Annotated in this window: 8 protein-coding genes; 3 read left to right on the top strand and 5 right to left on the bottom strand. The window is 38.8% G+C overall.

Annotated features, from left to right (window positions below):
• Positions 1–155: 155 nt before the first annotated feature.
• Together MM214_RS08375 and MM214_RS08370 are read left to right on the top strand one after the other, a co-directional pair.
• A complete protein-coding gene (locus MM214_RS08375) occupies positions 156–4,235 on the top strand; it encodes a two-component regulator propeller domain-containing protein (RefSeq protein ID WP_241294291.1) in 4,080 nt (1,359 codons plus the stop codon).
• 154 nt (positions 4,236–4,389) lie between these two features.
• Entirely contained in the window at positions 4,390–6,990 is a 2,601-nt protein-coding gene (locus MM214_RS08370; protein WP_241294289.1) for a glycoside hydrolase family 3 C-terminal domain-containing protein, read from the top strand.
• A 100-nt stretch (positions 6,991–7,090) separates the two neighbouring features.
• Here the strand turns inward: MM214_RS08370 and MM214_RS08365 are convergent, their stop codons facing one another.
• From MM214_RS08365 to MM214_RS08345, 5 genes are all read right to left on the bottom strand, one after another.
• Positions 7,091–7,303 carry a DUF4287 domain-containing protein gene (locus tag MM214_RS08365; protein WP_241294287.1) on the bottom strand — a complete coding sequence of 71 codons (213 nt, stop codon included), beginning with the start codon at positions 7,301–7,303 and terminating at the stop codon, positions 7,091–7,093.
• Between the two features lie 18 nt (positions 7,304–7,321).
• The gene (locus tag MM214_RS08360; protein ID WP_241294285.1) at positions 7,322–8,290 is read right to left on the bottom strand and encodes an SRPBCC domain-containing protein; all 969 of its coding nucleotides are present in this window, start codon (positions 8,288–8,290) and stop codon (positions 7,322–7,324) included.
• Positions 8,287–8,607: an ArsR/SmtB family transcription factor gene (locus MM214_RS08355; protein WP_241294401.1), complete on the bottom strand. Its 321-nt coding sequence runs from the start codon at positions 8,605–8,607 to the stop codon at positions 8,287–8,289. The genes MM214_RS08360 and MM214_RS08355 overlap by 4 nt, the downstream gene beginning before the upstream one ends.
• 138 nt (positions 8,608–8,745) lie before the next feature.
• Positions 8,746–10,893, bottom strand: coding sequence for a RagB/SusD family nutrient uptake outer membrane protein (locus MM214_RS08350; RefSeq protein ID WP_241294283.1), 2,148 nt, complete (start codon positions 10,891–10,893; stop codon positions 8,746–8,748).
• 20 nt (positions 10,894–10,913) lie between these two features.
• Positions 10,914–14,213, bottom strand: a complete 3,300-nt coding sequence (locus MM214_RS08345; protein ID WP_241294281.1) for a SusC/RagA family TonB-linked outer membrane protein — start codon at positions 14,211–14,213, stop codon at positions 10,914–10,916.
• Between the two features lie 335 nt (positions 14,214–14,548).
• On the opposite strand from MM214_RS08345, the gene MM214_RS08340 reads away from it, so the two are divergent.
• Entirely contained in the window at positions 14,549–16,060 is a 1,512-nt protein-coding gene (locus MM214_RS08340) for a rhamnogalacturonan acetylesterase (protein ID WP_241294279.1), read from the top strand.
• Positions 16,061–16,181 lie beyond the last annotated feature (121 nt).

The following is a 16,181-nucleotide window of genomic DNA, read 5'->3' as shown; positions in this document are numbered from 1 at the left end:
CACAGAAATTTCTCCCTGAGATTGATTACAATATTCCTCATTGTACATTTGTATGTGGGGTGATAAACCGACAAAAAAAGGGGTATAAATCGTCCAAATCCTCTCAAAATTATCAAATTCCATCATATGAGGGAATTTTCTATAAAAATATCATCATGTACAAGCCCTTCATCCTAATCTTGATCAGTATAACATGTAGCATATTTATAGCTAATGGTCAGGATGAAAACACCATAATCACCAAGCCCCAAAATCCACTAAATTTTTACCTTTTAGATATGGAGCTTGGACTAGCTCATAATGTCATCAACAGTATCACACAAGATGAATTGGGCTATATTTGGATAGGTACCAATGAAGGTATGAGCAGATACAATGGAAGCAAATTCCAGAATTTCAAACAGAACTTAGATAATCCTGAATCTTCTCTTGCCAATAATTTTGTCCAACAAATCAAAGCTATCGGAAACAACAAACTTATGATGGCTACCGATGGTGGGCTTATCACCTATGATATTCTAAAAGAAAAGTTTGATGTCTTACAGCAAAAAGATGGACTTATAAGCAATAGCATCAGTGCATTCCAGCATACACCTGAGGGTAAACTTATCTTGGGTGGATACAGGTACGGTGTACAAGTGATCAATAAAAATGGGAAAATAGAACATACCATCATCCACAATCCCAATAGTCAGTCAGGACTTTCATCGAATCAGATCTCTTCAGTAGCACTTCAAGGTGATTCCATTGCATGGATTGGGACATACGATCAAGGGCTAAACAAATTGAACCTGATAAACAAAGCGAACCAGAGGGTTAATCTTAGCATTTTGGGCAAAAAGGTTTCTCAAATAAATTCCCTTTATTCAGACATTGATGGGAATATATGGATAGGAACTAATGAAGGTCTTCGTGTAATTACTGTCAAAGGTGATACGTTGGCTTTGAAAGCAGGTAAAAATCAAAACTCTGGACTATCAGATACAGATGTATTGTGTTTTGAAGAAGATGGTGATGGCAATATATGGATAGGCACTAGAAATGGTGGCTTGAATATCCTTGAAAAATCTCATTTTTTGCAAAGTAAACATTTAAATCTGGTATGGCATCTTCCAAAATCAGATGGCTCAAGTGTCTACAATCGTACAGTATCTGCAATAAAAAAAGATGAAGATGGAAATATGTGGCTCGGAACCAGTACTGGGCTCAATTTCGTAAATCCAAAAGGAGAAGCCATTACTTTAATACAAAAAAATCCAATGGCAGACCACTCGATCTCTCATGAAAGGATCGGATCTATAGCCACGAGCATGTTTTCGAATAGGATTTGGATAGGCACCGATGGAGGTGGTTTGGACAAATACAATCCAGAAGACCGAAGTATCTCTAATTTTCGAAGCCATCAGGCTAACTCCAATAGTCTCACCAGTGACTATATCATTGCGCTAAAAGAAGACTCTAAAGAAAGGCTGTGGATAGGCACTTACCAAGGAGGATTGAACAAGCTGGATGTCAAAACTGGTAAAATAAAACGGTACCTTCAGGGTCATGTTCGAGACGGTGCAGATGTAAGGGTGATTGCTGAAGATGTATTGAGCAATATATGGGTAGGGACCAACCAAGGAGGTCTTTACAAATATGATGAAATTAATGATACGTTCGAATACATCAGAGAGCTTGGCAAGCTGGATATCAGAGGAATTGCTTTCGATGAAAAGGGCAATCTATGGTTGGCTACTTTTGGCTCAGGAATCATACGCTATGATCCAAATAGTGGGTCATCTAAATCTTTTCTAACCAAAGAGTTAGCAGCGATCAATGTATACTTTGGAATAGCAATTCTTCCCAATCAAGATGTACTTATTGGAAGCAGGTATGGTGGATTGATAAGACTTGACCCTAAAAATGAAACTTACAAAGCCTTCACAGAAGCTGATGGATTGAGCAACAATACCATCGTCAGTATGCAGATCGATGATCAGGGTGTGGTATGGCTCGGAACAAATAATGGCATAAGTTATTACCATCCAACTAGCAATCAAATCGGTCATTTGAATGCATTTGACAATATCCAAAAAAGCGAATTTAATATTGGGGCAGTTGCATTGAGTAGAGATGGAAATTTAATTTTCGGAGGAAATAAAGGAGTGAACATCATTCATCCGCAAAAAATCACACAGAAATTAAATCAACGCTTGATTATTGAGAATCTAAAACTCTTTAATGATAAAATTTATGCTGGAGATGTCTTCCTAGATTCAGCAATTTCTTACAAGCAAAAACTCCAATTCAATTACTTACAAACACTCATTTCTATTGACTTTTCACTTTTGAAATTCCCTTTTGCGCAGCAGGTCAACTATGCTTATAAACTTGAGAATTACCACGACCATTGGATACAGGTACAAGGTAACGGCTCCGCAAATCTGAGTAACATCCCACCTGGAAATTATACCTTGAGGGTAAAAGCAAGAATCGGAAACGAACAAGAAGTGGAGCGTAAGATACTATTAACCATTACCCCACCCTTTTGGAAAACGCCCCCAGCATACTTTTTATACTTTGTGTTGATTTTGATAGTCATCATTTTAAGTCTCAGGTATTATAATGACAGACTGAAGCTAAAAAACTCCCTTGAATTAGAAAGACAACAGCGTATACTAGAACATGATGTGAATGAGGAAAGGATAAGGTTCTTTACGAGCTTTTCACATGAACTCAAAACACCACTCACGCTGATATTGGCTCCGATAGAAGATCTAATCGGTCAAATAAAGTCCAAAAGTCAGCTCTCTAAATTATCCATTGTCCAAAAAAATGCAGCATACCTTCATCAATTGATAGGGAATCTCTTGGAGTTTCGAAAAGCTGAAACAGGACTAAGCCAACTAAATGTAGGCGAATACAATCTTTCAATGTATCTGGAGCAATGGGTTCAGAACTATAAACCGCTCGCAAAAAAACAACACATAGAACTTTCATGTGTACTTTCAGAGAGAAACATGATGGTAAAATTTGATTTTGAAAAACTACAAATCATATTCAACAATCTGGTATCTAATGCGCTAAAGTATGCCCAAAAAGATGATAAAGTTTTAATTAGCCTAAGCTCAGACCAAGAATATTTTCGACTATCTGTAGCCGACTCAGGCCCTGGAATCGCACTAGAGGAGCGCAAGCGAATTTTTGAGTGGTTTTATCAAACGGGCAATAAACATAAAAAAAGTGGCACTGGTATCGGATTGGCATTGGTCAAAAGCCTTACTGAGCTACATCATGGAACTGTAGAAGTAGACAGCGAGCCAAAAAAAGGAACAATATTCACCATCAGTATTCCCAAAACACTTGAGATTTCAAATACTGATTATCTCCCAATCAATCAAACGAACATGGATTTCGATCATATGACTGAAATGTTACTTATTGAAGATCAGCCCTATCAAGAAGTGTTGGTAAATGCAGATGAAGAGAGACCAATAGTGCTTTTGATAGATGACAATATTGACATTTTGTCCTACTTGGATAGCCTGCTGAAAAAACATTATGATCTCATACATGCTCAGAATGGAGAGGAAGGTGTAGAGAAAGCACTGAAATATGTACCTGATTTGATCATTTCGGATATCATGATGCCCCTCAAAGATGGACTGGACTTGTGTATTTACCTCAAGCAAAATGACATCACTTCGCATATTCCCATCATCTTGCTATCAGCAAAGGGAAATATTGAAAGTATGCAGACAGGATACAAAGAAGGTGCTGATGACTACATCACCAAGCCATTCAATAGCATGCTACTTCAAACAAGGGTTCAAAATTTGATTGAAAACCGGAAAAAGTTAAGAAAACATTTTGCCGCTCAGGAACAAGCAGTAGACACTTCGCCTCTTGATGCCAAAGATCATGACCTGCTGCATGTAGAGAAAAAATTTCTTCATAAACTGGATCAAATCATCCTAGAACAAATCGGAAAAGAAGAGACACAAGTAGACAACATAGTCGCCGAAATGGGCATGAGTAGAACTTCTCTTTTCAGAAAAATAAAAGCTATCACAGGATACAATATCAACGCCTATATTCGAATGATCAAAGTAAAAAGGGCCGCTCAGCTCATTTCTGAACATAAAATACCTGTGTCTCAAGCTGCATACGAAGCCGGATTCAATGACATCAAGTATTTCAGAAAAGTCTTCAAAGAGCACTTTGGCGAATTACCTTCGAGTTACAAAAGTTAAGCTTTTCGATAGATATTTAGTATTTTTGATCAAATGCCTAGGTAATCAATCTTTTTGGCAAGCATGACTTACTGGCCATTAAAGCGAGTTATGCCTCAAAACTATTGTTTCCTGCCCAGTATTTGATCTCAAACCTACCAATAAAACCTATCAAATGACCTACAAAAATCCATTAATTTACGTTTTTGGCATATTCTACTTTTGCTGTGCCTGCTCTCAAGAAAACCAATATGAATTCCCCTATCAAAACCCTGATCTCCCTGTCTCTGAACGAGTAGATGACCTAGTCTCTAGGATGACGCTGGAGCAAAAAGTCAGTCAGATGGTGAATGAATCTGTCGCTATTGATGAGTTTGGAATTCCAGCTTACAACTGGTGGAACGAAGGACTTCATGGGATGGCTCGAGCTGGTATTGCCACAGTGTTTCCACAAGCCATCGGAATGGCAGCATCATGGAACACAGATTTGATTTTTGATGTGGCTACAGCAATCTCAGATGAAACGAGAGCAAAACACCATGATTTTGTAAGAAAAGAAAAGCGATATCTTTACCAAGGACTCACACTTTGGTCTCCAAACATCAACATTTTCAGAGATCCACGCTGGGGAAGAGGGCAAGAGACTTATGGAGAAGATCCATTCTTGAGCGGTTCACTTGCAGTACCATTTATCAAAGGACTGCAAGGTGATGATCCTGAGTATTTCAAAACCATTGCCACCATCAAGCATTTTGCAGTGCATAGTGGTCCAGAGCCAGAACGGCATGAATTTGATGCTAAGGTGAGCTTGAAAGATATTAGGGAGACATATTTACCACAATTCAAAATGGCCATTGAGCAAGCCCACCCCTATTCTGCCATGTGTGCTTACAATAGGCTTAATGGTGAAGCCTGCTGTGGAAGTGAATGGTTGTTGCAGACTACTTTGAAAGATGAGTTGGGTTTTGATGGGTTTATTGTATCTGACTGTTTTGCGATCACAGATATTTGGGAATTTCACAAAATAACTGACTCTGAAGCTGAGGCCTCCGCACTTGCAGTCAAATCTGGAACTGACTTGAGCTGTGGAAACGAATACCTGTCACTTGTCGAAGCTGTAGCTAAAGGCTACATTACAGAAGAGGAAATAGATGTCTCCGTAAAAAGATTACTTACAGCAAGGTTCAGGCTCGGCATGTTTGATCCCATAGAAAAAGTGAAATATGCTCAAATTCCATATGAAGTAGTCGATCAAGATTCCCACCGGAAATTGGCCTTACAAACAGCAAGAGAATCAATGGTACTCTTAAAAAATGATAATCAAACATTGCCTCTATCCAAAGACCTCCATAACATTGCTGTCATTGGTCCCAATTCAGATCAATGGCTTATGCTTTTAGGTAACTATAATGGTGTCCCTTCGGAAGCAATCACTCCACTTCAGGGGATCAAAGATAAGGTCGGTAATGGTACAAAAGTTGAATTTGCTCAAGGTTCAGAGTATGCAGATGGCTTGCCGATGTTCTATACCATAGAGAAGTCAGCGATAAAAGGAAGGATTCAAGCAGAATTCTTCGACAATAGCAAGCTAAAAGGAAATCCACTATTCACAGAGGAATTTGCAAACATTGACATCAATTGGAGTGACCGAGCGCCGAGGAAAGATATGGACGATGATGATTTCGGTGTAAGGTGGAAAGGTGAATTGATAGCCAATAAAACGGGTTACCACCAAATAGGTGTCATCACCACTTGCAATACACAGCTTTATTTTGAAGGTGAATTGGCAGCCAAAACCAGTTATCATTTTAGAGATGAATATGGAGATCCAAGGCTAGTTCATGGAGAATCGATCTGGCTCGAAAAAGGACAGACTTATAGTTTCCGAGTAGATGCTGGAGAAACTTATGCAGATGCGATGGTTCAGTTGGTATGGGCAGAGCCAAAACCTGATTTAGAAAAAGAAGCCATTGAAGTAGCCAAAGATGCTGACGTTATAGTCATGTTTATGGGTTTGACACCTCGTATGGAAGGTGAAGAAATGGACATTCAAGTCGACGGCTTCCGAGGTGGAGACCGTACCAAACTTGGATTACCGGAAACCCAGCTGAAACTGATTAAATCCATGCATGCATTGGGTAAACCTGTTGTATTGGTCTTGTTGAATGGCTCTGCTATTGCCGTAAACTGGGAAAACGAACACATTCCTGCCATCTTGGAGGCCTGGTATCCAGGACAAGCAGGAGGTGCCGCTATAGCCGACATCCTTTTTGGTGATTATAATCCTTCTGGGAAGCTGCCGATTACATTTTACAAGTCTGAAAAAGACCTTCCTGACTTTACTGACTACACCATGAGTAATCAAACATACAGGTTCTTCAAAGGTGAAGCACTGTATCCTTTTGGGCATGGATTAAGTTATACAAGTTTTGATTTTGCAGATTTGAAAACCAACTCAAAAGTCAAAGTTGGCCAATCACTAGACTTAGAAGTTACACTTCACAATACTGGTGAGAAAGATGGTGAAGAAGTGATTCAAGTATATGTAAGTGATCAAAATAGAAAATCAGACGACCCAATCAAGAACTTGGTGGCTTATCAGAAAGTATCGTTGAAATCCGGAGATAAAAAAACTGTAAAGCTTAAAATAGATAAAAGTGCATTTCAGACATTTGATAAAGACTTCAATTATGTCAACCTACCCGGAGAATTCGAAATTTCAATAGGAAACTCTTCTACTACAGACAACTTGAGAACTTCTATAAAAATCGAGTAATTTTAACAGGCTGCCTCCGCTTCTACGTTTCAACAATTGGTCTACCTATAATCAGGTTATTCCATTGATTAGATTAGAGGCAGCCTGTTTCCTTACAATTTTATGAGGTTTTACCTTTGAGTGAAGCATAAATAGCCATTGCATGACCATGGCCTAATTCGTATTCTTCCTTCAACCAATCGGTAACTTGAGTGGCTTTTACTACGACTTGACCACTAGAGACAAATCCCTTTTCCTCTGCCAGTTTTTTAAAATCCTCAGGCGTTTTGCCTGTTTTTTTCTGGATATTATCTATATATGCTTGAAATGACATGATTAATGTTTTTTTAAATTAAGACCTTCCTTCTTGATAATTGACCATCCAATTGATACCATATTTATCCTGAAAACTTCCATAATAGGCACCCCAAAACATGTCTTGAATGGGCATTTCCACGACTCCTCCTTCCGAAAGTTCATCAAAGATTCGCTTAGCTTCTTCCCTAGATTCAGGTTCTAAATTGATATGCATATTGTTCCCTTTGATCACTTTCATCCCGAATTCCTCTGGCGCATCAGTTCCCATGAGTATGTGACCTCCGAGAATAGGAAGCTCTATATGCAAAACCATTTTCTTAACTGACTCAGCCATGGGTGGTTGATTGGGATCTTCAGGGACGTCTCCAAACCGCTGAATGCCATTGACAAATTCAGATTGGAACACATTCCTATAAAAAGTAAAAACCTCTTCCGTATTTCCCCCAAAGTTTAAATAACTTGAAACCCTAGCTTTATTGCTAGTCTTGTTTTGGTGTCTCAACTTGAATTGAGATTCGATATATTGGTCTAGATTTTCGAGTCCTGCGGCGAATCCTTCTTTGAATCCCATCTCTATAATTTTCTCTAAGTCTTCTAAAGAGTCAAAACTCAGAAGCATATCGACCAAAGTTTCATCACCACGGTCTTGAAAATCATTTTCCCACTTATTCCGGGGCAATGAAGCATTAAAGTCCCCATCCTCATCACAAAATCCATCAATAGCTGTAAAGTGTTCCTTTGGTGTGATTTTGATATAATCTACTCTACTCCAATGCTTCTCTCCCTCGGGGCTGACCATGGCATAAATCCAATACCCACCCTCTCTAAAATCCATGGATTTGGTCTTAGCATTCCATGGCTTAGGCGCCCACCACTGGTCCAAAATTTCAGCTTCAGTCCATGCAGTCCATACAAGGTCTCGAGGAGCATTAAAAGACCGCTGTACTTTGATTTGATTATTGGCTTTATCAACATCAAAGTTAAATAAAATAGCTTTTTTCATTTGTTATTGGGTTTAAGTTGTTCTAATACCTGGTCTAATTGATCAAATCTCTTTGCTAATAGCTGCTTAAATTGCTCAAGCCATTTTTCTACTTCCTTCACCTTTTCTGCATTCAAATGATAAAAAATCTCTCTCCCTTGTTGGACTTGCTGTACGATTTCACACTCAGACAATATCTGAAGATGCTTGGAAACAGCCTGTCTGCTGGACTCAAAATGTTCTGCAATTCCATTGGGAGTCAAAGCTCCTGCTGTCAAAAGCATGATAATTGCCCTTCTTGTGGGGTCTGCAATTGCCTGAAACACATCTCTTCTAATCTTCATACCTCTATTTGCTATCATTTGATTGCAAATATATACGCAATTATTTGATTGCGCAAATAATTGAAAAAAAAGCGGCAAAAACCTAGATTTTTGCCGCTTTGAAATTAATTCTAGTTAACTCAATTATTAAGGTTAATAACCAGGATTTTGATATTCATTTCTTGCTGTTTGATCTAGGGGCTGACCGTTTTGATCGGTCAATTGAATAAGATAATTGAAAGGCCAGGGTCTGAAAGTATGAAATCTTTGCATTTGACCCTTTCCATTACCATTTTGACCATTTCCTCCTGCTGTATTAGCTGCTACGGGCCACAGCCCCGTCCTATTGGAAGCCATTTGATTAAAATGCATAACCCTGTCATATAGGATGCCAGCGTTATGTAAGTCTTCCCACATGATTCCTTCTCCTAGAAACTCTCTATTTTTTTCATTATAGATAAAATGGATAAACATATCTCTTTTAGTACTTACAGTAGGTATATACCCTTCTCTATTTGCTTCTATAGTACCTGGCGTAAAGTGGTTTTCAGTAACCATAATTCGATCATATGAATCACCAAGCGCAGCATAAGGAGCTTCAAGCTCAGAGTTATCCAATTCATTAGCCTCAGGATACCATTGCACAATAGAAGAAGGTCTGTTTTCCCCACCTTTGAATGCCGCCCTTTGTCTTAAGACATTGATATCAGCCACAGCGGAGGCATAATCCCCGCGTCTACCATATGCCTCTGCTCGTATCAAGTAAGTCTCTGCTAATCGCATAAGAATAGCATCTCTAGTACCATTCTCTGAGTTAAAATTACTTTCATCTGTTGAGCCTCCTCTAGTTGGATCAGTAAACTTCTTTACTGAAAGATAAGGTGCTGTCTGAGTAGCCAAACCTAAATTAGCTCCATTAATGAATAACCTATAGTAATAATTTCCAGTAGCAGCAGATCTCACCCATCTAACCAAAAACTGAAACGGTTGGCTCATTACTTCCATCGAATCAAGAGCATTTTCCTTATCATTTTCAAGGTAAATTATCGCTCTTCTACCGTTTTGAATTCTAATATCCCCTGATCTTACTTCAGGTTGGTCTGCTGGTTTATTGGCATTCCACCATGCTGCAGTAGCATCTGTCCATCTAAATGAGGTGGTGTTTGACCCCATATTCCCTATGTATTCATGTTGGAAAGTTTTGGCATACCTTGAGTCATGCATTTTATCTTTAAAATTATCATATCCATGATCTGTTGGCTTAAAAGTACCAAAAGGTCTTCCATAAATCATCGATCTATTCACACCAGATTGCTCTGTATAGTTTCCTATGTGGTAATTTACAGACCTATTACCCCCAAATCTGCCATTCAAACCAATGTTAGTATCAAATTGTGCAGCCCACAACACTTCCGGATGTGGGTTTGACTCAGACACTGCCGGATCAAAAAGCGTCCAATAATCTGGAGCCAACCCTCCTACTCCATTGATTACTTCAGTGGATATGGCTATTGCATTATCCAAATCATTCGCATTAGTACCCTTGTACAACATTCTCAAAGACTCTTCAGAACTATTTTGAAATTCAGCACCTTGAGCTCGATTAAGATAAAGTTTTGCTAAAAAATGTCCTGCGGCCCATTTCGTCACTCTTCCACGGGCGGAACTCGTCGGAAGGTTATCATAAGCAAATGTCAAATCAGTTATCATTTGGTTATAGACATCTTCCATAGACGACTTTGGATAGTAATAAATCCCATCATCTTGTCTCCTAGGAGTCAAAAGCAATGGAATATCGCCTAGTTGATTCGAAACCAAATAAAATGCCCAAGATCTCAAAAACAATATCTCAGCTTTTCTTTGATTAGCAAAAGACTGATTGGTTCCAAATACTCCTGGAGCAATATTTTCTAGTACATCTAAAGCAATATTGCAGTTATTGATATGAGGATATGCACCCATAGGAGCAAAAGAGGCATTGGCATTTCCAAGGTAATTAAACATGTTATTCGCAATATTACTCAAATCGTTACCATAGACACCTACTTCCATTCTAGCCCAAGCAGGAGCAGAAGTCATGTAAGCGTCAGTTTCTGCAAGTGTAAGTCGCGCACCGTTAGCCTCCCACTCGTGTTTTACCCTTGCGTAAACATAAAGGCCATTAATAAGGGATTCAAGACCATTTTCATCATTGAAATAATCTTGGGTCAAGTTTGAAACTTGTCTTTCATCCAAGAAATCTTGACAGGAATAGAACAATGTCATCGCTGTCAGAGTAATTAATTTTATATATTTTTTCATTTCAATTCTCTTTTAAACGATTAAAAACCAGCTCTCAATGTAAAAACAAAACTTTGAGGCAATACCCTGTTGTTGTTTAATCCACCAAGTGGATCACCTTGGCCATTTCTCAATTCCCATGAAGTATCATCATCTGGATTGATCCCCCATCTGACAAGGTCACCTCCAAAGATGAATGGGTTTACCACTTGTACATTAATGTTCAAATTACTCATTCCGAATCTTTGAGCTGCTGTCACTGGCACATCATACCCCAAAGAGATGTGTCTGATAGTCACAAAGGAAGCAGTATTGAATTGCAATGGGTTGACAATATTTTCCACATTCGCACCAATCACAGGCAGCGGCCATCTTCCATTCGGGTTATTCCAATCCCAAAAGTCTGTCTCAACTCGACCATTTGGCCATGGACCACCAATGTTTGGCATACCACCAAAGTAAGTTTGTCCAAACCTACCAAAAGCCATCATACTCAATGTCCAATTTTTGTAACCTACTGTATTGGTAATACCTCCAGTCCATCGAGGCTGCCTAGAACCTACCACTACCCTATCATCACTATTGATTCTGTAATCTCCATTTTGATCTACTACTCTTACAGTTCCAGGATAAAATCGATGACCATTCTCATTGAACCTTGCCATTTCTTCTAAATCTTCAGGTGTGTTTTGCCAAATCCCCAAATGCTGAAAATCAAAAAATGAATGAATTGGGTGTCCGATAAACAAATTGTTGGCAATCATATCCTCTGCACCATTTACAAGCTCAAGGATTTGCTCTCTATTTGCTCCAAAGTTAAAATCTGTCTGCCAAGTCCATCCATTTCTCTCCACATTGACAGTAGACAGTGTCAATTCAACACCTCTATTTCTAGTACTACCAATATTTTCGAACTTTTGGACATAACCAGTAACTGCTGGTAAAGATCTTCCAAAAATCAAGCCTGTAGTAGTCATATCATAAACTTCCAATGCACCTTTGACCCTACCATCAAAAAAGCCAAAGTCTAAACCAGCATTCCATTGTGCTGTCTTTTCCCATCCTAGACCTGGATTTTGAACAAGTTGAGGGAGAAATCCTATCGCAGGTACTGCACCGAAGATATATGGATTTTGACTTAAAGGACCTGTGGTAGTATAAGGGTTGACTGAAGAGTTTCCAGTAACTCCATATCCAAAGCGAGGCTTCAATTCATAAATCCAACTAACGTCTCTTAAGAATCCTTCTTCTTGCATCTTCCATGCTGCCGAGAACGAAGGAAAAAAGTCCCATTTGTTTCCGGGAGCTAGCACTGAAGCACCATCATACCTCCCTGATGCAGTGAGCAAATACTTATCCTTTAAGGAATAGTTCACTCTTATCATCCATGACTGTATGGTATTTTCTGTGAAACTAGTGTTGTATCCATCCGGCCTTCCGTTGGTGTTTGATCCTAAGCTATACCATAAACTTGCTGGAATTACAGTATTAGAAACATTCATACCCATACCTTCCCTTCTTGAGTATTGTGAAGATTGTAACAGGGTCACTCCTAAAGTGTGAATATCATTAAATGTTTTATCAATGAATAAGAGGTTTTCAGCAACCCATGAAAAGTTTTCATCTCTAGACATTCCTGCCGTGTTTCTCCTCAATGTCAAGTGATTGGAAGAGTTTGGACCAGTCCAGCTCCCATTTCTGAAATTTCTCACTTGACCACCAAAATTCAACCTATACTTCAACCAAGGTGTGAAAGTGATTTCTGAGAAGATATTTGCCATAATTGAAGCTGTTCTTCTTTCATTGAGTGCTTGATCTATGTCCATCAAAGGATTCCATAAATTTAGATTCCCCCCTGGGTTTGGAATCAACTCTCCTGAATTATTTCTTGGTAATGCAAACGGAAATTGTTCTGAAGCTCTAGAATACAAATCTTTAGACCCAGTATTGCTTGTGTTCGGCCCCATAAACCCAAAGTTCTGAGTAGAAAAAGAACCAAGCACTGAAGAACCTAAGGTCAACCATTTGTTTGGTGTAACATCACCATTTAAGTTTAGTGTAAATCTTTCAAAATCCTGATCCTGTTGAACACCAGTTTGATTAAAGTATCCTAAGGACAAATAAAGTCTAGAACTTTCTGTTCCTGCTGACAATGATACTTGATGTACATTTGTTATTCCCTGCCTGGTCACATCATCTCTCCAGTTGTGATTACCTACATTTGCTGAATTGTAAATTGGGATTTGATCTGGCCAACCCAAGGCCCTTTCCTCTGCTGTAGTAGGTCTTGTTCTTGGAGTAACACCAAATTCTTCCCATTCATAACCTTGCCATACCATGTCTCTTGCAATAGGATCCTGTCCCAAGCCCATCACTTGTTGGTCTAAAAAAGGATCTGGAAACCATGGCTGTGCAGGAGTATTCAGATCTTGGTTGCTAGCATCACCATAAAGCCGGCCGTTAATCAAAGATCTTCTCCAAATATCAACATACTCTCCACCAGACATCCAGTCTGTCAAATCCCTGAAAGAGTCTAGCGAAACGGTGGCAGTATAATTCACTTTTAACTGCCCTTTTTTACCTTTTTTTGTCGTCACTAGAATTACTCCATTTGCACCCCTAGAGCCATAAATTGCTGTTGCCGAAGCATCCTTTAATATCTCTATAGATTCTATATCATTAGGATTGATATCATTAAGTGAAAAAGAACTCACACCTAATTGAGAAACTACTGGTATACCATCGATAACGTATAATGGATCATTTGACGCATTGATAGACCTGTTACCTCTTATTCTTACTGTTGGCAACTCTCCAGGTCTGTTATTAGTAGAAACATTCAATCCTGCAGCATTTCCTTGTAAAGCTTGAGCAATATTGGTGATTGGACGCTCTTCTAACGTTTTTGAACTTACACTGGTGATAGCTCCTGTCAAATCACTTTTCTTTTGAGTGCCATACCCTACTACCACTACTTCTCCAAGCTGTTGTAAATCTGCTGATAACGAGATATTTATTGTGCTTGAAGTACCTACTCTAAACTCTTGAGTAACATATCCAATTGAAGAGAAAACCAATACAGCATCATTGTCTGGTACTGAAATGGTATATGCACCATCAATATCTGTAACTGTCCCATTGGTAGTACCCTTGATCACTACATTTACTCCTGGAAGTGTGGAATTATCATCCTTATCAGTTACGATACCAGAAATTGTAATGTCCCTATCCAGATTATCTGGAGTTGCATAAGATTCGAATGCTATCAATGGTACTAAAAAGACCATGATAAGTACCATTCGAATCCTGTAATAAAACTGCAGGAATAAAATTTGTTTCATAAGATTTGGTTTTATTTTAGGTATATTGTTAAGGAAACTCTTAGTGATACTTTGATCCAACTATTAATTGGAAGTCAAGGCATTTTTAAGATTTTTAAATTTAAATGAACGAATACCTAAATCAATCCTGTTCTGTCATGCCTGACTGGATTTTAATCATTCTTCACCTCAAAAGATCAGGATACAGCAGGATACAATAAATTCAACTTTAACATATTTTTCAATCTGAATTTATCTGTCAAAAAAGTAGCAAATCTTATCAAAACCACGCCGTCATTCACCACCCATGAAACGACTGTAGCTTAATCATTTGGAATAAAATAAATCAAAAATCAATGGTAAAAATTAATTCTACTACATACTTCATTAGTTTTGTAGTAATTGCCATCCTTTTCAGCTCAATGAGGACAGCTTTAATTCAACCTACTCAAACCAATATATTCCTCATCGGAGACTCTACAGTGCGCAATCAAAGTGGAACAGGTGGAGCTGGACAATGGGGATGGGGCACTTTTCTGCAAGAGTTTTTTGATAGCACTGAAGTAGTAGTACACAATCACGCTATGGCAGGAAGGAGTACACGAACATTTATAAAAGAGGGTCGTTGGGACAGTGTACTAGAATCTATTAAACCTGGTGATTTTGTCATTATGCAATTTGGACATAATGAAGGCAGCGATCCTGACACTACTAGATCAGGATATAGAGGTGTACTACCAGGCATCGGCTATGAAACCAAATCTTTAACTTGGCCTGATGGGACACAAGAGACTGTTCATACTTATGGTTGGTATTTGATGAAATTTATACAAGAAACCAAAGCAAAAGGAGCATACCCTATCGTTGCATCTATGATCCCAAGAAATAAATTCCACAATGATAATGTAGAAAGGGCAAATAAAGATTTTGGACTATGGGCAAAGGAAGCTGCTAGAAAAGCTGGTGCATCATTCATCGACTTGAACAGCATTGTTGCGGACCAATATGATAATTGGGGTCCACAAGTAGTGCAAGGATTTTTTGAAAAAGACCATACCCACACCAATGAAGCTGGTGCGAGGATCAATGCCTGGTCAGTAATCAAAGGACTCCAAACGATTGAAAATAAAAAACTCCAAGCATTACTTCCTAAGAGAAAACCTCGACTTCTCCTAGTTGGTGATTCCACTGTCAAAAACGGTCAAGGTGATGGAGCTGGCGGTCTTTGGGGATGGGGTGATTTTATAGCTCCATTTTTTGACAGAGAGAAAATTAGCGTAGAAAATCACGCACTGGGTGGAACTAGTTCTAGGACATTCCAAACCTATGGAAACTGGCAGAAAGTTGTAGACAGGATAGAGCCAGGAGATTTTGTGATCATACAATTTGGACACAACGACAGTGGTCCTCTAGACGATGAAGCTAGAGCCAGAGGAACAATCAAAGGTTCAGGGTTAGAAGCAGAATTCATCTTCAACCCTATCACCAAAAGACATGAGACAGTTTACTCTTACGGTCAATACTTACGAAATATGATTTCGGATACTCAAGCAAAAGGCGCGACTCCGATTGTATGCTCCCCCATTCCACGCAACAACTGGAATGAAGAAAAAGTATATAGATCCAATGAAAGCTATGGCAAATGGGCCAAAGAGGCCGCTACAGGTACAAATGCTATATTCATTGACCTTAACGACATCATTTCAAATGGCTACGACTCCCTTGGTTCTGAATATGTCAGCAGTCATTATTTCAATGATCAAGACCATACACACACCATACTAAAAGGTGCTAAGTTCAATGCTGAAGCCCTTGTAAAAGGTATCAAAGATCTAGAAAACAGCACTTTGCATTCATTTTTGAAGTAAAATAAAAAACCACAGATGAACACCGGAAACACGGTCATTTTCTAACTTAAATAAATCACTTCACCCAATGGGTGCATATTTGAATAAAGTAAAGAGAAATAGTGCGAATTGTTCGTCTGTG

The organism is Belliella kenyensis (assembly GCF_022549675.1).
Classification (GTDB): Bacteria; Bacteroidota; Bacteroidia; order Cytophagales; family Cyclobacteriaceae; genus Belliella; species Belliella kenyensis.
This window is presented reverse-complemented; position numbering and strand designations above follow the sequence as displayed.